The 23,567-nt window shown below is 56.3% G+C and carries 25 protein-coding genes; 15 read left to right on the plus strand and 10 right to left on the minus strand.

The window, feature by feature from the left end; genetic code table 11:
- Positions 1-23: 23 nt before the first annotated feature.
- Positions 24-488, minus strand: coding sequence for a formate hydrogenlyase regulator HycA (hycA, locus tag ECL_RS20285; RefSeq protein WP_013098469.1), 465 nt, complete (start codon positions 486-488; stop codon positions 24-26).
- 210 nt (positions 489-698) lie between these two features.
- Here hycA and hypA point away from each other — a divergent pair, with 210 nt between their 5' ends.
- From hypA to ECL_RS20335, 10 genes are all read left to right on the plus strand, one after another.
- A complete protein-coding gene (gene hypA / locus ECL_RS20290; protein WP_013098471.1) occupies positions 699-1,049 on the plus strand; it encodes a hydrogenase maturation nickel metallochaperone HypA in 351 nt (116 codons plus the stop codon).
- A 3-nt stretch (positions 1,050-1,052) separates the two neighbouring features.
- The gene (gene hypB / locus ECL_RS20295) at positions 1,053-1,916 is read left to right on the plus strand and encodes a hydrogenase nickel incorporation protein HypB (RefSeq protein WP_013098472.1); all 864 of its coding nucleotides are present in this window, start codon (positions 1,053-1,055) and stop codon (positions 1,914-1,916) included.
- Positions 1,907-2,179: a HypC/HybG/HupF family hydrogenase formation chaperone gene (locus tag ECL_RS20300; RefSeq protein ID WP_013098473.1), complete on the plus strand. Its 273-nt coding sequence runs from the start codon at positions 1,907-1,909 to the stop codon at positions 2,177-2,179. The genes hypB and ECL_RS20300 overlap by 10 nt, the downstream gene beginning before the upstream one ends.
- Before the next feature lie 2 nt (positions 2,180-2,181).
- Entirely contained in the window at positions 2,182-3,303 is a 1,122-nt protein-coding gene (gene hypD, locus ECL_RS20305; RefSeq protein ID WP_013098474.1) for a hydrogenase formation protein HypD, read from the plus strand.
- Positions 3,300-4,310 carry a hydrogenase expression/formation protein HypE gene (hypE, locus tag ECL_RS20310; protein ID WP_013098475.1) on the plus strand — a complete coding sequence of 337 codons (1,011 nt, stop codon included), beginning with the start codon at positions 3,300-3,302 and terminating at the stop codon, positions 4,308-4,310. The genes hypD and hypE overlap by 4 nt, the downstream gene beginning before the upstream one ends.
- A 59-nt stretch (positions 4,311-4,369) precedes the next feature.
- Positions 4,370-6,442 carry a formate hydrogenlyase transcriptional activator FlhA gene (gene flhA / locus ECL_RS20315; RefSeq protein WP_013098476.1) on the plus strand — a complete coding sequence of 691 codons (2,073 nt, stop codon included), beginning with the start codon at positions 4,370-4,372 and terminating at the stop codon, positions 6,440-6,442.
- A gap of 151 nt (positions 6,443-6,593) precedes the next feature.
- Positions 6,594-7,592: a siderophore ABC transporter substrate-binding protein EitA gene (gene eitA, locus ECL_RS20320; RefSeq protein WP_013098477.1), complete on the plus strand. Its 999-nt coding sequence runs from the start codon at positions 6,594-6,596 to the stop codon at positions 7,590-7,592.
- A complete protein-coding gene (locus tag ECL_RS20325) occupies positions 7,592-8,629 on the plus strand; it encodes a FecCD family ABC transporter permease (protein ID WP_013098478.1) in 1,038 nt (345 codons plus the stop codon). The genes eitA and ECL_RS20325 overlap by 1 nt, the downstream gene beginning before the upstream one ends.
- Positions 8,629-9,390: a siderophore ABC transporter ATP-binding protein EitC gene (gene eitC, locus ECL_RS20330; protein ID WP_013098479.1), complete on the plus strand. Its 762-nt coding sequence runs from the start codon at positions 8,629-8,631 to the stop codon at positions 9,388-9,390. The genes ECL_RS20325 and eitC overlap by 1 nt, the downstream gene beginning before the upstream one ends.
- 14 nt (positions 9,391-9,404) lie before the next feature.
- Positions 9,405-10,625 (plus strand): MDR family MFS transporter, encoded by a 1,221-nt coding sequence (locus ECL_RS20335; RefSeq protein ID WP_044159203.1) that lies wholly within the window; start codon positions 9,405-9,407, stop codon positions 10,623-10,625.
- Between the two features lie 5 nt (positions 10,626-10,630).
- Here ECL_RS20335 and ECL_RS20340 read toward each other — a convergent pair whose 3' ends face one another.
- The gene (locus ECL_RS20340; protein ID WP_013098481.1) at positions 10,631-10,975 is read right to left on the minus strand and encodes a nitrous oxide-stimulated promoter family protein; all 345 of its coding nucleotides are present in this window, start codon (positions 10,973-10,975) and stop codon (positions 10,631-10,633) included.
- Between the two features lie 174 nt (positions 10,976-11,149).
- Here ECL_RS20340 and ECL_RS20345 point away from each other — a divergent pair, with 174 nt between their 5' ends.
- The gene (locus ECL_RS20345) at positions 11,150-11,395 is read left to right on the plus strand and encodes a SymE family type I addiction module toxin (protein ID WP_013098482.1); all 246 of its coding nucleotides are present in this window, start codon (positions 11,150-11,152) and stop codon (positions 11,393-11,395) included.
- On the opposite strand, the gene ECL_RS20350 is transcribed toward ECL_RS20345, so the two are convergent.
- A complete protein-coding gene (locus ECL_RS20350; protein WP_013098483.1) occupies positions 11,373-11,852 on the minus strand; it encodes a membrane protein in 480 nt (159 codons plus the stop codon). The genes ECL_RS20345 and ECL_RS20350 overlap by 23 nt on opposite strands.
- Positions 11,849-12,664: a winged helix-turn-helix domain-containing protein gene (locus ECL_RS20355; protein WP_013098484.1), complete on the minus strand. Its 816-nt coding sequence runs from the start codon at positions 12,662-12,664 to the stop codon at positions 11,849-11,851. The genes ECL_RS20350 and ECL_RS20355 overlap by 4 nt, the downstream gene beginning before the upstream one ends.
- 520 nt (positions 12,665-13,184) lie before the next feature.
- On the opposite strand from ECL_RS20355, the gene mutS reads away from it, so the two are divergent.
- On the plus strand, positions 13,185-15,746 hold the full coding sequence (gene mutS / locus ECL_RS20360) for a DNA mismatch repair protein MutS (RefSeq protein WP_013098485.1): 2,562 nt from the start codon (positions 13,185-13,187) through the stop codon (positions 15,744-15,746).
- A gap of 93 nt (positions 15,747-15,839) precedes the next feature.
- Here mutS and ECL_RS20365 read toward each other — a convergent pair whose 3' ends face one another.
- The 3 genes from ECL_RS20365 to ECL_RS20375 are packed head-to-tail and all read right to left on the minus strand — an operon-like array spanning position 15,840 to position 18,091.
- A complete protein-coding gene (locus ECL_RS20365) occupies positions 15,840-16,061 on the minus strand; it encodes a non-oxidative hydroxyarylic acid decarboxylases subunit D (RefSeq protein WP_013098486.1) in 222 nt (73 codons plus the stop codon).
- 10 nt (positions 16,062-16,071) lie between these two features.
- The gene (locus tag ECL_RS20370) at positions 16,072-17,499 is read right to left on the minus strand and encodes a non-oxidative hydroxyarylic acid decarboxylases subunit C (protein WP_013098487.1); all 1,428 of its coding nucleotides are present in this window, start codon (positions 17,497-17,499) and stop codon (positions 16,072-16,074) included.
- Positions 17,489-18,091 (minus strand): non-oxidative hydroxyarylic acid decarboxylases subunit B, encoded by a 603-nt coding sequence (locus ECL_RS20375; RefSeq protein ID WP_013098488.1) that lies wholly within the window; start codon positions 18,089-18,091, stop codon positions 17,489-17,491. The genes ECL_RS20370 and ECL_RS20375 overlap by 11 nt, the downstream gene beginning before the upstream one ends.
- Positions 18,092-18,263: 172 nt before the next feature.
- Between ECL_RS20375 and ECL_RS20380 the strand changes: the two genes are divergently transcribed.
- Complete coding sequence (locus ECL_RS20380) at positions 18,264-18,671, plus strand: MarR family winged helix-turn-helix transcriptional regulator (RefSeq protein ID WP_013098489.1); 408 nt, start codon at positions 18,264-18,266, stop codon at positions 18,669-18,671.
- Here ECL_RS20380 and ECL_RS20385 read toward each other — a convergent pair.
- Complete coding sequence (locus tag ECL_RS20385; protein WP_013098490.1) at positions 18,668-19,555, minus strand: LysR family transcriptional regulator; 888 nt, start codon at positions 19,553-19,555, stop codon at positions 18,668-18,670. The two genes, ECL_RS20380 and ECL_RS20385, sit on opposite strands and share 4 nt — an antisense overlap.
- Positions 19,556-19,664: 109 nt before the next feature.
- Between ECL_RS20385 and ECL_RS20390 the strand changes: the two genes are divergently transcribed.
- Positions 19,665-20,873, plus strand: a complete 1,209-nt coding sequence (locus ECL_RS20390) for an MFS transporter (protein WP_013098491.1) — start codon at positions 19,665-19,667, stop codon at positions 20,871-20,873.
- A complete protein-coding gene (locus ECL_RS20395; RefSeq protein WP_013098492.1) occupies positions 20,870-21,247 on the plus strand; it encodes a DUF4440 domain-containing protein in 378 nt (125 codons plus the stop codon). Before ECL_RS20390 ends, ECL_RS20395 begins: the two co-directional genes overlap by 4 nt.
- 51 nt (positions 21,248-21,298) lie before the next feature.
- On the opposite strand, the gene rpoS is transcribed toward ECL_RS20395, so the two are convergent.
- On the minus strand, positions 21,299-22,291 hold the full coding sequence (rpoS, locus tag ECL_RS20400; protein ID WP_013098493.1) for an RNA polymerase sigma factor RpoS: 993 nt from the start codon (positions 22,289-22,291) through the stop codon (positions 21,299-21,301).
- A 59-nt stretch (positions 22,292-22,350) separates the two neighbouring features.
- Entirely contained in the window at positions 22,351-23,475 is a 1,125-nt protein-coding gene (gene nlpD, locus ECL_RS20405) for a murein hydrolase activator NlpD (RefSeq protein WP_023620533.1), read from the minus strand.
- Positions 23,476-23,567 lie beyond the last annotated feature (92 nt).

Below are 23,567 nucleotides of genomic sequence, written 5' to 3' on the forward strand. Positions count from 1 at the left end.
CGACACTTCTCGACACGTGATGATCAGGCCACGTCCGCTGAGGCGTGTTCATCCATCAGCTGCTTCAGGTTGACCGGGAGATCGTGTTCAACGGCTGTGTACAGACCGTTATAAACCGGCGCGATTTTTTCCAGATAGTGCTCCAGCACCTGCTGGCGATCGCGGTTGCTGACGTGACCGTCAACCATGCCGTCGGCCATCAGTTGCGCCTTCGCAATACACTGTTTTTCACCCTCTTTTGTCTCGACGTAGTACTCAATGGTGTGGCTGTTGAAGGTGTCGGCCAGGGTGACGTAAATCGTGAAATGGCCGAACAAAACAAAGCGCATATCCCCCTGCGCCGCACAGCTCATGGCGTGGTGAAGACGGGCTTTGGAGAGGGTGATCCCCTGGACCAGTGAGTTGCAGTAAAGGTGCCACTGGTCCTGTAACTGCTGGTGACGCTGCGCGATGTAATCCGCTTTTTCGCTAATTTCCCAAATAGTCATAGAAGGTATCCGGTTAATGGAGATAGCGGCTGTTAAGCAGATTCCATGCCAGTTTTTAATGCTTTGATATTTAATGGATTTAATTCAAAACAGGCTGTCAACGTGAGGGTGTCGACGTGTCATTTCGACAGCGTTGACATCGTCACCCCCTAACCAAAACCAGGCTGGCATTGTTATTGCATTAACGGGGCAATTCATTAAGGAGGCGTTATGCACGAAATCACCCTCTGCCAGCGAGCACTGGAACTCATCGAACAGCAGGCGGCGCAAAACCACGCGACGCGCGTGACCGGCGTGTGGCTGAAGATCGGGGCCTTTTCCTGCGTCGAAACCAGCGCCCTCACCTTCTGTTTTGAGCTGGTGTGCCGCGGCACGCTGGCGGAAGGCTGCGAACTTCATATTGAAGAGCAACAGGCGGAGTGCTGGTGCGAGCAGTGTCAGCAGTACGTCACCCTGCTGTCGTCGAAGGTCCAGCGCTGCCCACAGTGTCAGCACACCGGTCTTCGCATCGTGGCGGATGACGGGATGCAGATCCAACGCCTTGAAATCGAGAAGGAGTAAAGTATGTGTAGTACCTGCGGTTGCGCCGAAGGCAACCTGTATATCGAAGGGGATGAACACCGTCCTCACTCCGCGTTTCGCTCCGCCCCTTTTACCCCCGCACCGCGTCCGGCAGCGGCACTCACCGGGATTCGCTTTGCGCCTCAACGCTCCGATATGGGCGATCTTCATTACGGCCACGGCGAGGCGGGTACCCATGCGCCGGGCATGAGCCAGCGCCAGATGCTGAACGTGGAAATCAACGTACTCGATAAAAACAACCAGATCGCCGCCCGCAACCGCGCCCGGTTTGCCGCACGTCAACAGCTGGTGCTCAACCTCGTCTCCAGCCCCGGCTCCGGCAAAACCACGCTGCTGACAGAAACGCTCAAACGCCTGAACGAACGCGTCTCCTGCGCGGTGATCGAAGGCGATCAGCAAACGGTCAACGATGCCGCCCGTATTCGTGAAACCGGCACCCCGGCGATTCAGGTCAATACCGGTAAAGGCTGCCATCTGGATGCGCAGATGATTGCCGATGCCGCGCCGCGTCTGCCACTGGAGGATAACGGCATTCTGTTTATCGAAAACGTCGGCAATCTGGTCTGCCCGGCCAGCTTCGATCTCGGGGAGCGGCATAAAGTGGCGGTCCTCTCGGTGACCGAAGGAGAAGACAAGCCGCTCAAATATCCGCATATGTTTGCCGCCGCGTCGCTGATGCTGCTGAACAAAGTGGACCTGCTGCCGTACCTGAATTTCGACGTGGATAAATGTCTGGCTTATGCCCGTGAAGTTAACCCGGACATTGCGATCCTGCTGGTCTCAGCCACGCGCGGCGACGGCATGGCGCACTGGCTAAACTGGCTGGAGAGTGAACGATGTGCATAGGCGTCCCCGGACAAATCCATTCCATTGACGGAAACCAGGCCAAAGTGGAGGTCTGCGGCATATTGCGTGACGTCGATTTAACGCTGGTGGGCAGCACCGATGAGACGGGCGTCTCGCGCCTTGGTCAGTGGGTGCTGGTACACGTGGGGTTTGCCATGAGCGTGATTAATGAAGCGGAAGCGCGCGACACGCTGGATGCCCTGCAAAACATGTTTGATGTGGAGCCGGACGTCGGCGTGCTGCTGTACGGCGAGGAACGGTAATTATGCGTTACGTTGATGAATACCGCGCACCTGAGCAGGTGATGCAGCTTATCGGTCATCTGAAAACGCGGGCCGCCCTGCTGAAACACACGGCGGAAAAGCCGCTGCGGATCATGGAAGTCTGCGGCGGGCACACCCATGCCATTTTCAAATTTGGCCTCGATCAGCTGCTGCCGGACAACATTGAGTTTATCCACGGCCCGGGCTGCCCGGTTTGCGTGCTGCCCATGGGGCGCATTGACAGCTGTATCGAGATTGCCAGCCAGCCTGACGTCATTTTCTGTACCTTTGGCGACGCGATGCGCGTGCCGGGGAAAAAGGGCTCGCTGCTGCAGGCCAAAGCGTGCGGCGCGGATGTGCGCATCGTGTACTCGCCGATGGATGCCCTGAAGCTTGCAACCGATAACCCTGGCCGAAAGGTGGTATTTTTCGGGCTGGGTTTTGAGACCACCATGCCCGCTACGGCGATCACGCTGCAGCAGGCAAAACGCAGCAACGTCACCAATTTTTTCTTTTTTTGTCAGCACATTACGCTTATCCCGACGCTGCGCAGCCTGCTGGACGCCCCGGACAACGGCATTGACGCGTTCCTTGCACCGGGCCATGTCAGCATGGTGATCGGTACCGGGGCCTACGGCTTTATCGCTGACGATTACCATCGCCCGTTAGTCGTCGCTGGTTTCGAACCTCTTGATCTACTGCAAGGCGTCACCATGCTGGTTGAGCAGAAAATAGCAGCCCTGAGCGCGGTGGAAAATCAGTACCGCCGCGTGGTGCCGGATGCCGGAAATGAACGGGCGCAGCAGGCGATAGCTGACGTGTTTAGCGTTGAGGGCGACAGCGAGTGGCGCGGGCTGGGGTTGATTGCTGAATCCGGCGTGCGCCTGACCCCAGCCTACCGGTCGTTTGATGCAGAAACGCATTTCCGCCCACAGCCACAACAGGTTTGCGACGATCCCCAGGCCCGCTGCGGCGAGGTCCTTACCGGAAGATGTAAACCCCACCACTGCCCGTTATTTGGCAACACCTGTAACCCGCAAACGGCATTTGGCGCGCTGATGGTCTCTTCCGAAGGGGCATGTGCCGCATGGTATCAGTACCGCAACCAGGAGAGTGAAGCATGAACACGGTTGAAATGGCGCACGGCAGCGGCGGTCTGGCGATGCAGCAGCTGATAAACCGGCTGTTTATGGAGGCCTTTGATAACCCCTGGCTCGCCGAGCAGGAAGACCAGGCCCGCATTGACCTCGCTTCCCTCACCGCCCAGGGCGACAGGCTGGCCTTCTCCACTGACAGCTATGTGATTGACCCGCTATTCTTCCCCGGCGGCGATATCGGCAAGCTGGCCGTCTGCGGTACCGCGAACGATGTCGCCATCAGTGGTGCCATTCCGCGCTACCTCTCCTGCGGATTTATCCTTGAAGAAGGTTTGCCGATGGAGACGCTCGCGGCGGTGGTCAGCAGCATGGCGCACACCGCGCGCGAGGCAGGGATTGCTATCGTCACCGGCGATACCAAGGTGGTGCAGCGCGGCGCGGCGGATAAGCTCTTTATCAACACCGCCGGGATGGGGGCGATCCCTGCCGATATTCACTGGGGCGCGCAGCAACTGGCCGTGGGCGACGTGCTGCTGGTCAGCGGCACGCTGGGCTGTCACGGGGCGACCATCCTTAACCTGCGCGAAGGGCTGGGGCTGGACGGGGAACTGCGCAGCGACTGCGCGGTGCTCACCCCGCTTATCCAGACGCTGCGGGCGATCCCCGGCGTGAAAGCCCTGCGGGATGCCACCCGTGGCGGCGTCAATGCCGTGGTGCATGAGTTCGCGGCCTGCTGCGGCTGCGGTATTGAACTTATTGAGCGCAGCCTGCCCGTGAAGCCTGCGGTTCGCGGGCTGTGCGAGCTGCTGGGACTGGATCCGCTCAATTTTGCTAATGAAGGCAAGCTGGTGATAGGCGTTGAGCGCGCCGCGGCCGAAGCCGTACTTGAACAGTTGCGGGCGCATCCGTCAGGAAAAGAGGCCGCGATAATTGGTGAGGTGGTTGAGCGCAAAGGGGTGCGCCTGGCCGGACTGTATGGCGTGAAGCGCACGCTGGATCTGCCGCACGCGGAACCGTTACCCCGCATTTGCTAGAACCGCGTGAAAAGCGGTCGGCACGGAATTTTTTTTGCCCGTTTCTACTGGAAAGCACTATGCCGTATACACCGATGAGCGATCTCGGACAGCAGGGTCTGTTCGACATTACGCGAACACTTTTACAGCAGCCCGACCTGGGTGCGCTGAGCGATGCCCTGACGCTCCTGGTCAGGCAATCTGCACTGGCAGACAGCGCCGCCATTGTGCTCTGGCATAGCGGGAGCCATCGTGCGAGCTACTTCTCCACACGAGAAAACGGAAAAGCGTTTGAATACGAAGACGAAACGTATCTCGCTCACGGGCCGATACGCCGTATTCTTTCCCGGCCGGAAGCGCTGCACTGCAATTTTGAGGAGTTCCGTCAGGCGTGGCCGATGCTGGCCCGGAGCGCCTTATATCAGCCGTTTGGTCATTACAGCCTGCTGCCGCTGGCGGTGGAAGGCCACATTTTTGGTGGCTGCGAGTTTATCCGTAATACCGACCAGCCATGGAGCGAGGCGGAATATGAGCGTCTGCACACCTTCACCCAGATAGTGGCCGTCGTCGCCGAGCAGATCCAAAGCCGCGTCAGCAATAATGTGGATTACGACCTGCTGAGCCGTGAGCGTGACAACTTCCGCATTCTGGTGGCAATCACCAATGCCGTGCTCTCCCGTCTCGACATGGATGAGCTGGTCAGCGAAGTGTCGAAGGAGATCCATCACTACTTCAAAATTGACGCCATCAGCATTGCCTTGCGCGGCCATCGCAAGGGCAAGCTCAACATCTACTCCACGCACTATCTCGACGAAGCGAACCCGGCCCATGAGCAGAGCGAGGTGGATGAAGCGGGAACCCTTTCTGAACGGGTGTTTAAAAGTAAGGAGATCCTGCTGCTCAATCTCAGCGAGCAGGATGTGATGGCGCCTTACGAGCGAATGCTGTTTAACATCTGGGGCAACAAAATCCAGACCCTGTGCCTGCTGCCGTTGATGTCCGGTAACACCATGCTGGGCGTTCTCAAGCTGGCGCAGTGTGAGGAAGGGGTGTTCACCACCGCCAACCTGAAGCTGCTGCGTCAGATTGCCGAGCGTATCTCCATCGCGCTGGATAACGCGCTGGCGTATCAGGAGATCCACCGTCTGAAAGAACGGCTGGTGGATGAAAACCTGGCGCTGACGGAACAGCTTAACAATGTCGACAGCGAGTTTGGCGAAATCATTGGACGCAGCGATGCCATGTACAGCGTGCTCAAACAGGTGGAGATGGTCGCGCAAAGCGACAGTACAGTGCTGATCCTGGGCGAAACCGGTACGGGTAAGGAGCTGATTGCCCGCGCGATCCACAATCTCAGCAACCGCAACAGCCGCCGGATGGTGAAAATGAACTGTGCCGCCATGCCTGCGGGTCTGCTGGAAAGCGATCTCTTTGGCCATGAGCGCGGTGCGTTTACCGGTGCCAGCAGCCAGCGACTGGGCCGTTTTGAACTGGCGGATAAAAGCTCGCTGTTCCTCGACGAAGTGGGCGATATGCCGCTGGAGCTACAGCCTAAACTGCTGCGTGTGCTGCAGGAACAGGAGTTCGAACGTCTTGGCAGCAATAAGCTGATTCAGACCGACGTGCGGCTGATTGCCGCCACCAACCGCGATCTGAAAAAAATGGTCGCCGACCGCGAGTTTCGCAGCGACCTCTACTATCGCCTGAACGTGTTCCCGATTTGCCTGCCGCCCCTGCGCGAGCGCCCGGAAGATATCCCGCTGCTGGTCAAAGCGTTTACCGCCAAAATTGCCCGCCGGATGGGACGCAACATCGACAGCATTCCCGCCGAGACGTTACGCACCCTTTCCTCGATGGAGTGGCCCGGCAACGTGCGCGAGCTGGAAAACGTCATTGAGCGTGCGGTGCTGCTGACGCGCGGTAATGTGCTGCAACTCTCCCTGCCGGAGGTTTCTCTGCCGGACTCTCCCGCGGCCGCGACCGACGTGGCCCAGGACGGGGAAGATGAATATCAATTGATCGTCCGCGTACTGAAAGAGACCAACGGTGTGGTGGCCGGGCCGAAAGGGGCAGCCCAGCGTCTGGGGTTAAAACGCACCACCCTGCTGTCGCGCATGAAGCGCCTTGGAATAGATAAAGAGAGCCTGATTTAAGACGCATTCCGGCGGTGCTTTCTGGCACCGCCTTTTGTCACCCTGCGTTATTGTCCCTCATTGACACACAATATTTTCCTCTGTATAAAATTCCGCCTTAATAATGAGTTTCATTTGCATCAAAAATAACTTTAATGAAGGGTAGCGTTTAATGAAGAAGGTCATCTGCGCGTTAGGCCTGGCGGTTGCGTCGGTCAGTTCTGCTCTGGCAACCACGTATCCTCTGACCATTGAAAACTGCGGTTATAAAGAGACCTTCACCAAAGCGCCGGAACGCGTCGTGGCCCTTGGTCAAAATACCGTTGAGATTTTGCTTCTGCTGGGTCTGGAAGATAAGGTGAAGGCCAGCGCCTTCTGGCCGACCAAAGTGCTGCCGCAGCTGGCGGAACAGAATGCCAAAATTAAAACGCTCACCGTCGAAATTCCTACGCTGGAATCTATCCTTGCGCAAAACCCCGATTTTGTTCCTGCACAATTGCCGCTGCTGCTCGGGCCAGAAAGTAAGGTCGCAAAACGTGAGGATCTGGCTACCGTCGGCGTGAACAGTTATTTATCACCGGGCATGTGCGCCACTAAAAAAGCCTCGGGCGATATGTACGGCAGCCGCCAGAAGCTGTGGGACATGACATACCTTTATAAAGAGATTGAAGATTTCGCCAAAATTTTCAACGTTGAAGACCGTGGCCAGGCCGTTATCGCCAGCTTCAAAAAACGTGAGGCAGACCTGCGCAAAGAATTTGGCAAAAGCAAAAAAGACCTCTCCTTTGTGTTCTGGTTCTCAAGCGCCTCTCCTTCTGCTGATGCCTACGTGGGCGGTAAAAACAGCGCCTCAGGCTTTATCGCTGACGTACTGGGTGGCCATAACGCCATCACCGCCGAGGCCGAATGGCCAACCGTGGGCTGGGAAAGCATCATTGCCGCTAACCCGGACGTGATTGTGGTCTCAAGCCTTGACCGTAACCGCTGGGCGCTGGATAACGCGGAAGAGAAAATCAAATTCCTGAAAAGCGATCCGGCCGTCAGCCAGCTTGATGCCGTCAAAAAAGGCCATATCGTGGTGATGGACGGCCAGGCAATGAACCCGACGATCCGTACCATTTATGGCGCTGAACAGGTGGGCGAACAGCTCAGAAAACTGGGGCTGAACTGATGACGGCAGCCGTACTTCAGGCCCGACAGGGCCTGTTCCTGACCACTTCCGCCCTGCTGGCTATTGTCCTGCTGTTTCTGGTGATAGCCCTAGGCGTAAGCGTCGGAGAGTTGTCGATTCCGCTGTCCAATGTCTTTTATGCTATCGGTAATAAGCTGGGGCTGACCGCGGTTCCGCTCAACCGCATCTATGAGAGCGTGATCTGGGACTTTCGCCTGAGCCGCGCGCTGGTGGCGGCCTGCTGCGGCGCGGGGCTGGCTATCTGCGGCGCGGTTTTGCAGAGCCTGCTGAAAAACGCGCTGGCTGAACCTTACGTGCTCGGCGTCTCTGCGGGGGCGTCCACCGGCGCGGTTTCCGTCGTGGTGCTGGGGATGGGGACCGGCGCGGTGTCGCTCTCTGCGGGCGCGTTTGCTGGCGCATTCGCCGCCTTTGCGTTTGTCGCCTTTCTGACCAACGGCGCGCGCGGCGGCAACGAGCGCACCATTCTGGCGGGCGTAGCCGCCTCTCAGCTCTTCAACGCCATCACCGCCTATACCATCAGCACCTCTGCCAGCGCGCAGCAGGCGCGTGATGTGATGTTCTGGCTGCTGGGCAGCTTTAGCGGTGTACGCTGGCCTGAATTCCAGCTGGCACTGGTTGTGGTGCTGATTGGGTTAGCCATTTGCCTCTACTATTCCCGGGCGCTGGATGCCTTTACCTTTGGTGACGACGCCGCGGCCTCGCTGGGGATTGCCGTCCCCTGGGTGCGCCTGGCGCTCTTTACCACCACCGCATTGATCACCGCAACCATCGTCAGCATGGCGGGCTCAATCGGCTTTGTCGGGCTGGTGGTTCCGCACGTCATGCGTTTCTTGTTCGGTCCTCTGCATCGAACCCTGCTGATTGCCAGCGCACTGGCGGGGGCGATCCTGATGGTGCTGGCAGATATCGCCTCGCGCATGCTGATTGCCCCGCAAAGTCTGCCCGTCGGGGTGGTAACCGCCCTGGTTGGCGTGCCGTTCTTTGCCGTGATCATCTACCGCTCAAGGAATAAGTGATGAGTATCTGCGCTGAAAATATTACCTGGAAGGTAGGCAAAAAGGTCATCGTCAATAACGTGTCGCTCAAGGTGGCGCGCGGTGAAACGGTAGGTCTGCTTGGCCCTAATGGTTGCGGTAAATCATCGCTTTTGCGCATTCTGGCTGGCCTGCGCCGCCCGGATGCGGGCTGTGTGACGCTGGACGGTCAGGACATTTCCCGCATCGCCAAAAAGCAGCTTGCGCGCCGGGTGGCCTTCGTTGAACAGCACGGTATGACCGATGCCAATATGCGCGTTCGCGATGTCGTCAAACTCGGTCGTATCCCGCATCACTCCCCGTTCTCGAACTGGAGCAAGCAGGATGACGAGACCGTTACCGCCGCCCTGCAGCGGGTGGATATGCTGGAAAAAAGCGATCAGGGCTGGCTGAGCCTCTCCGGCGGGGAGCGCCAGCGCGTGCATATCGCCAGGGCGCTGGCGCAGACGCCTACAGAAATTTTGCTGGATGAACCGACCAACCACCTGGACATTCACCATCAGATGCAGCTGATGCACCTGATAAGCGACCTGCCGGTGACCAGCATTGTGGCTATTCACGATCTCAACCATGCATCGATGTTCTGCGATTCGCTGATTGTGATGCAGCAGGGGCAAATCGTGGCCACCGGAACGCCGCAGGAGATCCTCTCTGAGGCGTTGCTCTGGGACGTTTTTCGGGTCAAAACCAAAATCGAGATCTCGCCGTTCCATGGCAAAAAGCACATTCACTTTATCGTTTAAGCGCCCGTAACATGATGCCCCTGCGCCCTGCCACAACGCTCTGGCCGCCCGTCTTACTGGGCAGCCAGTTTGTGTTTAACATCGGTTTTTACGCGGTCGTCCCCTTCCTGGCGATCTTTTTGCGCGATGACATGCTGCTTTCCGGCGGCCTTATCGGGCTGATTCTGGGGCTGCGTACCTTTTCGCAGCAGGGGATGTTCATCGTCGGCGGTGCGCTCTCAGACCGCTTTGGTGCCAAAATCATTATCCTCTGCGGCTGCGTCATTCGCGTTGCGGGGTATCTGCTGCTGGCATTTGGACACGCGCTCTGGCCCATCATCCTTGGCGCCTGTCTGACCGGCATTGGCGGCGCGTTGTTCTCTCCCTCCATCGAAGCGCTGCTGGCCAGGGCGGGTACGCATAGCGAGACTAAAGGTCAACGCAGCCGTGCAGAGTGGTTTGCGCTGTTTGCCGTCTGCGGTGAACTCGGCGCGGTGCTGGGCCCGGTTGTCGGGGCGTTGCTCACGGGGCTGGGGTTTCGCCAGGTGGCGCTGGCGGGGGCGGGGGTCTTCGTCGTCGCGCTGATTGTGCTCTACTTCTGCCTTCCGGCTGCGCAACACAGCAAGCAGGCACTCAATATTGTTCCCTGGTGGTCAACCTTCCGTCAGCCGCGCTTTGTCGCCTTTATCATCGCCTACAGCTCGTGGCTGTTGAGCTACAACCAGCTCTATCTGGCGCTGCCCGTAGAGATCCAGCGTGCCGGTGGTAACGAGAAAGATCTCGGCCCCCTGTTTATGCTGGCCTCTGTGCTGATCATCACCTTGCAGCTTCCGCTGGCCCGCTTTGCACGACGCGTGGGCGCGGTGAGAATTTTGCCGGTGGGCTTTTTACTGCTCTCGGCATCTTTTGCGAGCGTGGCGGTGTTCGCCCCGACGGTGCCGCCGGAAGGCTGGCTGCGCTTGCTGCCGTCGGTATGTTTTGTTGCGCTATTAACGCTTGGGCAAATGCTGCTGGTGCCCTCGGCGAAAGATCTGGTTCCACGCTTTGCGGAGGAATCGACGCTTGGCGCGCACTACGGCGCACTCGCCACCGCAGGCGGTGTTGCGGTGCTGCTGGGGAATTTGCTGTTTGGCAGTCTGCTGGATCGTGCGCTTGTCCCTTCGCCGCAGGCGATGTCCCCCTGGCTGCTGCTGGCCCTGTTCCCGCTATGCAGCGCGATCGCCATGAAGATCATTTGTCGCCCTTTCACACGCTGAGACGGTTACTTTTTCGGGCGATACTTTTCCGGTAATTCCGGTACCGGACGACGATCGTCCAGCAGATGGCGTACCGTCAGGATGGGGTGACGCCACAGCATGCGGGGCCCCGCCCAGCGCATAATCTGCTTCATCTCTTCACGCCTGGCGGGCTGGTAGCAGTGTACCGGACACTGTTTACAGGCCGGTTTTTCTTCACCAAAGACGCACTTATCCAGACGCTTATCCGCATAGGCATTCAGCACCTGATAATGTCCCTCTTCCTGAGAAGCCTGCGGGCACTGTTTTTCATACAGAGCGATCATTCTGGCGATCGTCTTTTTTTCCCGTGAAATACGTTTACCAGACATAGCGGCTCACCGACTAAAAACATGCATTAATAATACTCCTTTATCTGCCACTTTTCAGTCGTTGCATTTCGTTTTCTGAAGCCGCCTTCCACTATTAAGCCCACCCCCACCCTTTTTTACTGGTATTTTATACAGGCATTAACAACACGCGTCGCTCATCGTTACGGAGGCTATATGCAAGAGATCGCCACGACCAAACACTATCGCCACTTAAAAGTCGGTTATTTCAGAAAGCGTCACGAAGACCGGAAGACCAAAATCCCGCGACGTTACAGCGTACATGCGGCGTTGAGCTTAAAAGGCGACTGGCTGGAGCAGGCAGGGTTTACTACCCACTCTCAGGTCAGGGTGGGGGTTGAACAGGGGAAAATTGTCATCGAACTACTGAAAGAAGATCTCAGCGAGAGCAGAAGAAAATAGGACGCTTACCGACGGTAAATAGAAACCCTCTGGGCCCTTGTTTAAGAATGGTATAGTTCAATTTATGGTTCGGATAAATAAAGAAATCAGGCAACACGTCGCCGAGCACATTATCCGGCAGGGAGTCTTCATTAACCTCATGGATCTTCACGGAGGTAAACTGGAAAGAGTCTTTGTTTTCGGTCCAGATATAAGACACATCCCGGCGGATAGAGGCTATCGCCTTGTCGTTTTTAAAATATGTCCCGCTTAGCGCGATGACCCCGGTCTGCTTTTGCATGGTGTACATAAAATCCAGCGTCAGGTTTGCGCGGGCATCTTCATGGTAAACAACAACAGAAACTGAACAGGCTTCCGTATTTTGTTTTTTTTCTAAGTGATAATGATAAAGCCAGGACGTCAGCGCCCCAACGGCAAACAGGACGAGACACAGGATGGCAGTAGACTTTTTAGTCACTGATTGTACCCCCTAAAATAAAGCGTAACGCATCCTGCATCTTCTTCTTGCTCATACGGTTTTCTGCAAATGAGTACAGAAAGTGCCGGAGCCGTGCTGGATGAAGAGAAGTAGGCCCAGGGGTATTTTTTACAATCGAGCCCTGTTCGCATGATAATTTGCTTATAACGCGTGAAGTTACCCCTGCTTTTAATATCATCGTTTCGTGAGAAAAAATGGCAGCCATTTTCCGTACTGCTTATGGTGTAGTCTTTAAAAAAGTCTTTTCTGGAATAGTCATGGACGGCCAGATGAAGAATAAAATAGCCCAGCCCAAAAGAGAGGGCCATAAAAAGCAGTGGAAGATAGCGACGATAGTGATGACGCGGGGTCTTATCTTTCACCTGAACGGCAGCAGTTTCCGCAATCACCTCTTTCGAGCCGGTGACAGGCTGGGCTTCTGCTATCGCGCTTTCTGATTCTGTTACGTCGTTTTCAATTCGGCTGACCTTAACTTCTTTTTTAATCTGGAACCCTTTTCTGGGTACCGTGGCAACCAGCGTGTCGTCAGTCTCTCCCGTCGTGCGCAGCCCACGCCGGATAATGGAGATATTCTGATAAAGGGTATTGGCCGGAACTAACATTCCGTCTTCACCCCAAACTTTAGTGAAGAAATCCCTTTGATTAACCACTTCCGGGGCGGACTCAAGCAGAAGTACCAGACAGCGACTGGCTGGCGTCGTCAGAATGACGCTCAACTCCGGTCGGGTCATAGAGACAAGTAAGTTTTTCTCTGGACAAAATTTAATATTATCGTTAATTATCCAGAACATATGAGACTCACTATGCAATAAACAGAATCAGAAAACTGTTGCCAGAGTTAGCAAGTATACTCTGCGAATATTCCTTGTCAAAGCAGTAAGTTATGGTGTTTGTTCAGCAGTAACACCGAAATAAAATAATGTGAGCATAATAGAATATTATCCCCACATCGAAGACAAATACGTTTCTGAAACAGAAAAAAGGATGACGTTATATTCTGACGCCTTTATTCCCGTTTACGTTTAATACGCAAGGAATATCGCGCGGTGTTCCTTTAGCGTTACCGGACCAGCGTGCCTGTCGCAATTGCGGCAAGACAGGCCCACGTCTCAGCATCGCTGGAATCAGGTACGCATTTTAGTCGAAAGAGCCCGCACGTCTGTTTTCCTGTCCAGCAGAGTCCGTTATCATGGTCCGTGAACGATTCATGATAAGAAACGCAGGCTGTCATGCGTTCCAATGAGAGAGTAAGAAACCTGACAATAAAAAAGACAACTCATTGAAATTGAAAAAAATGGACACGGTAACCTAATGAGTACACTTGAAAATTTTGACGCCCATACCCCAATGATGCAGCAGTACCTGAAGCTGAAAGCGCAGCATCCGGAAATTCTGCTGTTTTACCGCATGGGCGATTTTTACGAGCTGTTTTATGACGATGCTAAACGGGCATCGCAGCTGCTCGACATCTCTCTGACCAAACGTGGCGCATCGGCAGGTGAACCCATCCCGATGGCAGGCATTCCGCATCATGCGGTAGAAAACTACCTGGCCAAGCTGGTGAATCAGGGCGAGTCGGTTGCCATCTGTGAGCAGATCGGCGATCCGGCCACCTCAAAAGGCCCGGTTGAACGCAAGGTCGTGCGTATCGTCACGCCAGGCACCATTAGCGACGAAGCCCTGCTCCAGGAGCGTCAGGATAACCTGCTGGCGGCCCTGTGGCAGGACGGCAAAGGGTTTGGTTACGCCACGCTGGATATCAGCTCCGGGCGTTTTCGTCTGAGCGAGCCGGCTGACCGGGAAACCATGGCAGCCGAGCTGCAGCGCACCAACCCGGCGGAACTGCTGTATGCCGAAGATTTTGCCGAAATGGCGTTGATCGAAGGTCGTCGCGGCCTGCGCCGCCGTCCGCTGTGGGAATTTGAAATTGATACCGCTCGCCAGCAGCTCAACCTGCAGTTTGGCACCCGCGATCTGATTGGCTTTGGGGTGGAAAACGCCCCGCGCGGATTGTGCGCCGCGGGCTGCCTTTTGCAGTATGTGAAAGATACCCAGCGCACCGCCCTGCCGCATATCCGCTCTATCACCATGGAGCGCCAGCAGGACAGCATCATTATGGATGCGGCCACGCGTCGGAATCTGGAGATCACCCAGAACCTGGCGGGTGGCGTTGAGAACACGCTGGCATCCGTCCTCGATAACACCGTGACGCCGATGGGCAGCCGCATGCTGAAGCGCTGGCTGCATATGCCCGTCCGCGATACGGATACGCTCGTTTGTCGTCAGCAGACCATTGCCGCGCTGCAGGATCGCTACACCGAACTGCAGCCTGTGCTGCGTCAGGTGGGCGATCTGGAGCGTATTCTGGCTCGCCTGGCACTGCGCACGGCGCGGCCTCGCGACCTTGCACGAATGCGTCATGCCTTCCAGCAGTTGCCGGAACTGCGTGCTCAACTGAGCGACGTTGACAGCGCACCGGTTCAGAAACTGCGCGAAACCATGGGCGAGTTTGCTGAACTCCGCGAGCTGCTGGAGCGCGCTATCATAGATGCGCCGCCGGTTCTGGTGCGCGACGGTGGCGTAATTGCCCCTGGCTACAACGAAGAGCTGGATGAATGGCGCGCGCTGGCTGACGGCGCAACGGATTACCTCGACAAGCTGGAGATCCGCGAGCGCGAACGTCTCGGGCTCGATACCCTGAAAGTCGGCTATAACGCAGTCCACGGTTACTATATTCAGATCAGCCGCGGGCAGAGCCATCTGGCGCCGATTCACTATGTGCGTCGCCAGACGTTGAAAAACGCTGAGCGCTACATCATTCCTGAGCTGAAAGAGTATGAGGACAAAGTTCTCACCTCGAAAGGCAAAGCGCTGGCCCTGGAAAAGCAGCTTTACGACGAGCTGTTCGACATGCTGATGCCACACCTCGCGGACCTGCAGTTAAGCGCTGGCGCGCTGGCGGAGCTGGATGTGCTGGTGAATCTGGCTGAGCGCGCTGAAACGCTGAACTATACCTGCCCGACCTTTACCGACAAGCCCGGCATTCGCATTACCGAAGGCCGCCACCCGGTGGTGGAGCAGGTACTGAACGAGCCGTTCATCGCTAACCCGCTGAGCCTGTCGCCGCAGCGAAGAATGCTGATCATTACCGGTCCGAACATGGGCGGTAAAAGTACCTATATGCGCCAGACGGCGCTTATCGCCCTGCTCGCCTACATCGGCAGCTACGTTCCGGCGCAGAAAGTGGAGATTGGCCCCATCGATCGTATCTTCACCCGCGTGGGTGCGGCGGACGATCTGGCCAGCGGCCGTTCCACCTTTATGGTCGAAATGACGGAAACCGCCAATATCCTGCACAACGCGACAGAACACAGCCTGGTGCTGATGGACGAAGTCGGACGCGGCACCTCAACCTACGACGGACTGTCGCTGGCATGGGCGTGTGCGGAAAATCTAGCGAATAAAATCAAGGCCATGACGCTGTTCGCGACGCACTACTTTGAACTGACGCAGTTGCCGGAGAAAATGGAGGGCGTGGCAAACGTCCACCTGGATGCGCTTGAGCATGGCGATACCATCGCCTTTATGCACACGGTGCAGGAGGGGGCTGCGAGCAAGAGCTATGGCCTGGCCGTCGCGGCACTGGCGGGTGTGCCTAAAGAGGTAATTAAACGCGCGCGTCAGAAACTGCGCGAGCTGGAAAGCCTGTCACCGAATGCGGCGGCCACCCAGATTGACGGTACACAGATGTCGCTGCTGGCACCTGCGGAAGAGACGTCACCCGCCGTTGAAGCGCTGGAGAATCTCGACCCGGATTCACTGACGCCACGTCAGGCGCTGGAGTGGATTTATCGGCTGAAAAGTCTGGTTTAGTTTTCTGCGGTCTGTTTTGTCGGGTGGCGGCTTCGCCTTACCCGACCTACAAAACCCGTAGGCCCGGTAAGCGTAGCGCCACCGGGCTTTTTTTTACAGCAATGGCGGAATGGTCGGTACCTGCGGCGCCTCATCAATATCCTTCTGCGTCATGCGGAACGCTTCAGGGTAATGTTCGCGGCTGGTACGACGCAGCGGCTCAGTATCGCGCCAGGTATACAGGCAATGCTGGCACTGATAAACCGTCCAGATCCCTTTCACCGGTGATGTGGCCATCACCTCAATTTGCTCATCGGCACAACGTGGACAAATCATCTTTTCCTCCTTATTGGCGTGCTGCCAGCATCGCAGTCAGCTTTTCAGCCCAGGCTTTGGTTTCAGGTAAATCCTGCACCGGCTGGCTGTAGTGACCGCGGTTATCCGGCGCAACAGGCGTGGTGGCATCAATAATCAGCTTGTCGGTGATGCCTGCCGGGCTGGACCCAGGATCAAGCTCAAGAACCGACATGTTCGGCAGCTGCACCAGATCCCCTGCCGGGTTCACTTTTGATGACAGCGCCCACATCACCTGCGGCAGGTTGAACGGATCGACATCTTCATCCACCATAATCACCATCTTCACATAGCCCAGGCCATGCGGCGTGGTCATGGCGCGTAAACCGACCGCGCGGGCAAAACCACCGTAGCGTTTTTTGGTGGAGATGATCGCCAGCAGACCGTGGGTATACATCGCGTTCACCGCCTGCACTTCAGGGAACTCCGCTTTCAGTTGCTGGTAAAGCGGCACACAGGTGGCTGGCCCCATCAGGTAGTCGATCTCGGTCCAGGGCATCCCGAGATAGAGGGATTCGAAAATCGGTTTGGTGCGGTACGAGACTTTATCAATACGGACCACCGTCATATTGCGTCCGCCCGAATAGTGCCCGGTAAACTCACCGAACGGCCCTTCAATTTCACGTTTACGGCCTTCAATCACCCCTTCCAGGATCACTTCAGACCCCCACGGCACATCGAAGCCGGTCAACGGCGCGGTCGCAATCGGGTACGGGCTTTCACGCAGCGCCCCGGCCATTTCATACTCGGACTGATCGTATTTCAGCGGCGTTGCGCCCATCAGGGTGATGATCGGATCGTTGCCCAACGTAATCGCAATCGGCAGGTCTTCACCACGCTCTTCGGCTTTATGCAGATGCAGGGCGATATCATGCATCGGCACCGGCTGCAGGCCGAGCTTACGTTTGCCCTTCACTTCCATGCGGTAAATACCGACGTTCTGCTTGCCGAAATGGTCCGGGTCGAGCGGATCGCGCGAGACAACGCACGCTTTGTCGAGATAAAAACCGCCGTCCCCGTCGTTCAGGCGAAACAGCGGCAGGATGTCGAACAGGTTAATCTCCTCACCGTCCACCGTATTCTGCGCCCATGCGGGGTTGGCCCGGCGCTCCGGTGCGACCGGGAATTTATCCCAGCGGCGAATAAACTCATCGATCTGCTTTTTGACCGGGGTATTCGCCGGCAGCCCCATCGAAATGGCGTGGTTCTGCCAGGAGCCGATGGTGTTCATCACCACCCTGGCATCGGTAAACCCGCGAATGTTATCGAACCACAGCGCAGGCGCACCATCACCGATACGTCCCGTCGCGTTAGCGGCCGCCGCCAGATCCGGCTCCGCATTGACCTCTTCTTCAATTTTCAGCAGTTGCCCTTGCTCATCTAGCGCCTGCAGGAAGCTTCTCAAATCATCAAATGCCATCGTTATTCTCCTGTGAAAAATGTTTCGCCGCCTGCAGGCCGTTCCAGCGACGCGCCTTTTTGTGCTCCAGACCAAACTGGTCGAGTACGCGGGTCACGATATGCTGGGTGATATCATCGGCGGTTTGCGGGTGGTTGTAATACGCAGGCATGGGCGGCACCATCGCCACCCCCATGCGGGAAAGCGCGAGCATGTTCTCCAGATGAATGGTGCTGAGCGGCGTTTCACGCGGGACCAGCACCAGCTTGCGCCCCTCTTTCAGCACCACGTCTGCCGCACGGCCCACCAGCCCTTCGGCATAGCCCGCGCGGATACCCGCCAGCGTTTTCATGCTGCAGGGAATGACGATCATGCCGTCGGTACGAAACGAGCCGGAGGAGATGGTGGCAGCCTGATCGGCAGGACTGTGAACGACATCTGCCAGGGCGGCGACATCCTGCGCGGTATAAGGCGTTTCCAGCTCAATGGTGGTTTTCGCCCATTTCGACATCACCAGATGGGTTTCAACCTCTGGCATGTCACGTAACGCCTGCAGTAAAGCCACACCCAGCGGAGCACCTGTTGCTCCCGTCATTCCCACGATCAATCTCATTCAGCACCTCAATTAATTCGTTCGCATACGAACATAATAACTACGTTACTCCCCGTGAGCTGACCTGACAATATTGTTCGTACACGATCACACGTAATGCTAAAAACTGCTGCGTTAAAATCGCAGGCAATAGCGGCTATCATAGGGGGAGATTTTTTTCGTCGGAGTGTTCATGGAGCTGAGACAAGAAGCGTTCCACCTGCTACGGCAGCTTTTTCAACAGCATACTGCCCACTGGCAACATGCTTTACCGGCGCTGACCAAGCCGCAATATGCGGTGATGCGATCTGTTTCTGAAAATCCGGGGATCGAGCAGGTCGCCCTGACGGAAGTTGCCGTGAGCACAAAAGCGACGCTGGCCGAAATGCTGAGCCGCATGGAATCGCGCGGGCTGGTGAAACGCGAACACGATCCTGCGGATAAGCGCCGCCGGTTTGTCTTCCTCACGCCTGAAGGGGAAGCCCTGCTTGCAAGCTGTAAACCGGTCGGCAATGAGGTGGATGAGGCGTTTTTAGGACGTCTCAGCCAGGACGAGCGGGAACAATTTACGGCGCTGATCAAAAAGATGATGCGCGACTAGTTCACCCGGGCACGCATAAAATCAATAAATGTCCGAACCTTAGCGGGCACATGCTGGGCATCTGGATAAACGGCATAGATGCCCTGCTGAGCAAACGTGTATCCCGGTAAAAGCGATACCAGCCCCCCCGAATTCAGTGCGTTTCGCACCAGCCACTCCGGCAGCAGCGCCACACCACATCCCGCATGCGCGAAAGCCATCAGCGCCTGGGCGCTATCTGCGTACAGGCGCGGGGCTTTTTTAATCTCAAAGGCAACCAGATTGCCATCTGCATCTTTCACCTGCCAGTGCAGCGGCGAAGGTAAACGCTCGTGAACGATCCATCCGGCCTGCGCCAGGTGTTCGAGAGATTCAACGGGATGGTTAGCCAGCCATCCGGGGGCGGCAACCGGCAGGATAGTAAAGTTTGAAATCAAGGCGGCGTGGTAGCGCGAATCAGCGAGTGTTCCCAGCCGGATGGCGACATCAAAGCGCTCCGAGATGAGATCGGCATGCTGAGACGACGAAACATGACGAACGCGAAGCTCCGGATGCTGCTGGCTAAATTCGGCCAGCAAAGGCACAACCACCTGCGAACCGTATTCGGGCGTGGTGGTGATCCGCAATTCGCCGGTCAGGCCGGCATGGTTAGCGCGAACGTCATCCTGCAGGCGTTCAGCCTCCTGTAAAAGCCTGACGCTTCGCTGATAAAAAAGCGCGCCCGCCTCGGTTAACGTCAGGCGACGGGTGGATCGCAACAGCAGAGTGACTCCCAGCTCATCTTCCAGCTGGCGAATATTGAAGCTGACCACGGCCTTTGTCAGCCCCATCGACTCTGCGGCGGCAGTAAAACTGCCCGCATCCGCTACCGCCACAAACATCGCCGTTCGCTGGAGATTCAGCATCCTTAACCTTAATAATTGTCAAAATAGTTTTGACAGTATATCGCGAATTGTTGCGTTTATCGGCACCGGACAAGCCGATACGATACGCCCCCTCACCGGAGGATCCACCATGACGTATCGCAGCAAAGTCGCCGTAGTCTATCTGCTGGGCTTTTTTCTTGATTTGATCAACATGTTTATCGCCAGCGTCGCCTTTCCGGCAATGGCGCAGACCTATCACGCCACGCCCTCTGCACTCGCCTGGGTCAGTAACGGGTATATTGCCGGCCTGACGCTGGTGATCCCGTTCAGCAGTGCCCTGACGCGCCGCATCGGGGCAAAGCACGTCATTCTTCTCTCGCTGGTTCTCTTTAGCGTAGCCTCCACCGCGGCAGGCTTGTCTGCCACACTTGAAAGTCTGATTGCCTGGCGGGTGCTGCAGGGCGTGGGCGGTGGCTTATTGATCCCCGTAGGGCAGGCGCTGACCTGGCAACAGTTTAAAGCGCATGAACGCGCCAGGCTCTCTTCCACCGTCATGCTGGTTGCACTGCTTGCCCCCGCATGCTCACCTGCGTTAGGGGGCGTACTGGTTCAGGCGTTAAGCTGGCGGTGGGTATTTTTTGCTACCCTCCCGGTTGCTCTCCTGACCTTTGCGTTGGCCTGTCTGTGGCTTAAGCATGAAATGCCCGCGATGAAAGCAAACCGACTGCTGAACCTGAGTTTGATCGCCGATCCGCTTCTGCGCGTTTCCATGATGGTTTATGTATGTGTCCCCGGCATGTTTATCGGAATAAACGTCACCGGCATGTTTTATTTGCAGAGCGTGGCCAACATGACGCCAGCCGCGACGGGCATGCTGATGCTGCCGTGGTCTCTGGCATCGTTTATGGCCATCACCGCAACGGGCCGTTACTTTAACCGTGTCGGCCCCCGACCTCTGTTGATCGCGGGTTGCCTGCTTCAGGCGTCAGGTATTCTGCTTTTGCTCAGCGTCAGTGCGACCACGGGCACGCTGCCAGCGATCGTTGCGTTTGCATTAATGGGCGCAGGAGGCAGTCTTTGCAGCAGTACGGCGCAGAGCAGCGCATTTCTGACAACGCGTCGGGAAGAGATGGCTGATGCCAGCGCGCTGTGGAATCTTAATCGTCAGCTGAGTTTTTTTGCGGGTGCCTTTCTGCTGGCACAGGTGCTGGATCTGGCCCAGAGGTATTTGCCCCCCGTCGCCGCGTGGCACGGGATGTTTCTGGTTGCTTCGGCCATCACCCTGATGCCCGTCATCTCTGTATTTCGTCTTAACAACCCGCAGGTGCTTGCACAACTGCAACAGGAGAAACCATGACGCCTTTCGAACACGACATCATTGATATTCATATCGCACTGGAAAAGTGGCTGGGTGCCGGTGAAGGTAATATTGATGCCCTGCTCGCCCGTTTCCAGCCAAACTTTCTGATGGTTCCCCCGAGTGGAGCGCATTTAAACCATGACGCCCTTGTCCGTTTTCTGCACGCCCAGCGTGGAAGCCGACCCGGCCTTAAAATCATCATTGATGAGCTAGCCACGATTCAGTCATGGGATAACGGTGCGGTGCTTCATTACCGGGAGACGCAGACCCGCCCGGACCAGCCCGTCAACGTACGCTGGTCAACCGCGGTGCTCAATCGGGATGGCGAGAAGATCAGCTGGCGTCTGCTGCACGAAACGGCGCAGCCGTAAGAGATAAAAAAGGCCCGTCTCACGACGGGCCTTTTTTTGACGAAAGGTTGCTTATTCGCGGAACAGCGCTTCGATATTCAGACCTTGCCCCTGCAGAATTTCACGCAGGCGGCGCAGACCTTCAACCTGAATCTGACGAACACGTTCACGGGTCAGGCCAATTTCACGGCCGACGTCTTCCAGTGTCGCAGCTTCATACCCCAGTAAACCGAAACGACGTGCCAGCACTTCACGCTGTTTGGCGTTCAGTTCGAACAGCCATTTGACGATGCTCTGTTTCATGTCATCGTCCTGCGTGGTGTCTTCCGGGCCGTTGTCTTTTTCATCGGCCAGGATATCCAGCAGCGCTTTTTCGGAGTCGCCACCCAGCGGGGTGTCAACCGAGGTAATGCGCTCGTTGAGACGCAGCATGCGGCTTACGTCATCAACCGGTTTGTCGAGTTGCTCAGCAATCTCTTCTGCGCTTGGCTCGTGGTCCAGTTTATGGGACAACTCGCGCGCGGTACGCAGATAGACGTTCAACTCTTTGACGATGTGAATCGGCAGGCGAATCGTACGGGTTTGGTTCATAATGGCCCGTTCGATGGTCTGACGAATCCACCAGGTCGCGTAGGTGGAGAAGCGGAACCCACGTTCAGGGTCAAACTTCTCTACTGCGCGGATGAGACCTAAGTTGCCCTCTTCAATCAGATCCAGCAGAGCCAGACCACGATTGCCGTAACGACGGGCAATTTTCACGACCAGACGCAAGTTACTTTCAATCATGCGACGGCGCGAGGCAACATCACCACGCAAAGCACGACGTGCGAAATAGACTTCTTCTTCGGCCGTTAACAGTGGGGAGTAACCAATCTCCCCAAGGTAAAGCTGAGTCGCGTCCAGTACACGCTGTGTGGCACCCTGCGATAACAGCTCTTCTTCAGCCAAATCGTTATCACTGGGTTCCTCTTCTACTAAGGCTTTTTCGTCAAAAGCCTCTGCTCCGTTCTCATCAAATTCCGCATCTTCATTTAAATCATGAACTTTCAGCGTATTCTGACTCATAAGGTGGCTCCTACCCGTGATCCCTGAACGAGACACCCTGGCTGGCATGCCCCGTCAATTTATCGCTGCGGCAAATACTGCAGCGGGTTTACGGATTTCCCCTTGTAACGAATTTCAAAATGCAAGCGTGTAGAACTGGTTCCGGTGCTACCCATGGTAGCGATTTTTTGCCCCGCCTTAACTTCTTGTTGTTCCCGGACCAGCATTGTGTCGTTATGGGCGTAGGCACTCAGGTAATCATCGTTGTGTTTGATGATAATAAGATTACCGTAACCGCGCAGAGCGTTACCGGCATACACAACGCGTCCGTCTGCGGTCGCGATGATAGCCTGTCCCTTACTTCCTGCGATATCGATCCCTTTGTTCCCTCCTTCGGAGGAAGAGAAGTTCTCGATAACCTTACCGTCAGTTGGCCAGCGCCAGGTTGAGATTGGCGAACTGGAACTCATACTGCTGGCAGTCGGTTCAGTAGAGCTAACCACAGGTGCCGTAGCCGGTGCTGTGACAACAGTCGCAGTCCCTTTATTATTCGGCAACATTTTGTTAGCAGTCTGATCACCTGAATCTTCAGAATACGTAATTACAGGTTGTGAAGCAACCACCGTGGTGGATTTTTGTGCAGGCTTAACGCTGTTATTTTGCGCGGTCACGTCGGCTGCAGAAACGGTATTGCCAGGCGTAAGCGGCGTACCCGTCGCGTTGCCCACCTGGAGCGTCTGCCCGACTTCCAGCGCATACGGTGCCTGGACGTTGTTGCGCTGCGCGAGGTCACGGAAATCGTTCCCGGTGATCCACGCGATATAGAACAGCGTATCGCCACGTTTCACGGTATAGGTGCTGCCGCCGGTATAGCTGCCTTTCGGAATGTTCCCATACTGACGGTTATACACAATGCGGCCATTTTGGGTCTGAACAGGTTGTTCGACTGGCTGAATCTGTGTTGGCTGTGTAACAGGATGTTGCACAGGCTGAATTTGTGGTGTTTGCTGCGGCGCAGCAGTGCCCATTTTAGGTGGCGGCGTGATCAACATTCCGCTGGACGTGTTACCGGAGCCGCTGTTTCCGCCAACAGAACTGACAGGCGCAGGTGCATTGTTAGAACTCGAACAGCCTGCCAGCCAGAGCGAAACCAGTGATAATGCCGCAACACGGCTGATGGTGAATTTAGGGCTTCCCGCGCTCATTTATCCCCCAGGAATGTGTTAACTACCAGTGACTTAAAATTAACCGTGATGGCACGACTCTTTCGCGCCACACCATACGCTGAATTTGCCTT

Origin of the sequence: Enterobacter cloacae subsp. cloacae ATCC 13047 (assembly GCF_000025565.1) — a bacterium.
In the GTDB taxonomy this organism is placed as follows: domain Bacteria; phylum Pseudomonadota; class Gammaproteobacteria; order Enterobacterales; family Enterobacteriaceae; genus Enterobacter; species Enterobacter cloacae.

Coding starts and splice junctions, on each gene's coding strand:
- hycA (WP_013098469.1), bottom strand. CDS start 488: ATGACTATTTGGGAAATTAGCGAAAAAGCGGATTACATCGCGCAGCGT.
- hypA (WP_013098471.1), top strand. CDS start 699: ATGCACGAAATCACCCTCTGCCAGCGAGCACTGGAACTCATCGAACAG.
- hypB (WP_013098472.1), top strand. CDS start 1,053: ATGTGTAGTACCTGCGGTTGCGCCGAAGGCAACCTGTATATCGAAGGG.
- ECL_RS20300 (WP_013098473.1), top strand. CDS start 1,907: ATGTGCATAGGCGTCCCCGGACAAATCCATTCCATTGACGGAAACCAG.
- hypD (WP_013098474.1), top strand. CDS start 2,182: ATGCGTTACGTTGATGAATACCGCGCACCTGAGCAGGTGATGCAGCTT.
- hypE (WP_013098475.1), top strand. CDS start 3,300: ATGAACACGGTTGAAATGGCGCACGGCAGCGGCGGTCTGGCGATGCAG.
- flhA (WP_013098476.1), top strand. CDS start 4,370: ATGCCGTATACACCGATGAGCGATCTCGGACAGCAGGGTCTGTTCGAC.
- eitA (WP_013098477.1), top strand. CDS start 6,594: ATGAAGAAGGTCATCTGCGCGTTAGGCCTGGCGGTTGCGTCGGTCAGT.
- ECL_RS20325 (WP_013098478.1), top strand. CDS start 7,592: ATGACGGCAGCCGTACTTCAGGCCCGACAGGGCCTGTTCCTGACCACT.
- eitC (WP_013098479.1), top strand. CDS start 8,629: ATGAGTATCTGCGCTGAAAATATTACCTGGAAGGTAGGCAAAAAGGTC.
- ECL_RS20335 (WP_044159203.1), top strand. CDS start 9,405: ATGCCCCTGCGCCCTGCCACAACGCTCTGGCCGCCCGTCTTACTGGGC.
- ECL_RS20340 (WP_013098481.1), bottom strand. CDS start 10,975: ATGTCTGGTAAACGTATTTCACGGGAAAAAAAGACGATCGCCAGAATG.
- ECL_RS20345 (WP_013098482.1), top strand. CDS start 11,150: ATGCAAGAGATCGCCACGACCAAACACTATCGCCACTTAAAAGTCGGT.
- ECL_RS20355 (WP_013098484.1), bottom strand. CDS start 12,664: ATGTTCTGGATAATTAACGATAATATTAAATTTTGTCCAGAGAAAAAC.
- mutS (WP_013098485.1), top strand. CDS start 13,185: ATGAGTACACTTGAAAATTTTGACGCCCATACCCCAATGATGCAGCAG.
- ECL_RS20365 (WP_013098486.1), bottom strand. CDS start 16,061: ATGATTTGTCCACGTTGTGCCGATGAGCAAATTGAGGTGATGGCCACA.
- ECL_RS20370 (WP_013098487.1), bottom strand. CDS start 17,499: ATGGCATTTGATGATTTGAGAAGCTTCCTGCAGGCGCTAGATGAGCAA.
- ECL_RS20375 (WP_013098488.1), bottom strand. CDS start 18,091: ATGAGATTGATCGTGGGAATGACGGGAGCAACAGGTGCTCCGCTGGGT.
- ECL_RS20380 (WP_013098489.1), top strand. CDS start 18,264: ATGGAGCTGAGACAAGAAGCGTTCCACCTGCTACGGCAGCTTTTTCAA.
- ECL_RS20385 (WP_013098490.1), bottom strand. CDS start 19,555: ATGCTGAATCTCCAGCGAACGGCGATGTTTGTGGCGGTAGCGGATGCG.
- ECL_RS20390 (WP_013098491.1), top strand. CDS start 19,665: ATGACGTATCGCAGCAAAGTCGCCGTAGTCTATCTGCTGGGCTTTTTT.
- ECL_RS20395 (WP_013098492.1), top strand. CDS start 20,870: ATGACGCCTTTCGAACACGACATCATTGATATTCATATCGCACTGGAA.
- rpoS (WP_013098493.1), bottom strand. CDS start 22,291: ATGAGTCAGAATACGCTGAAAGTTCATGATTTAAATGAAGATGCGGAA.
- nlpD (WP_023620533.1), bottom strand. CDS start 23,475: ATGAGCGCGGGAAGCCCTAAATTCACCATCAGCCGTGTTGCGGCATTA.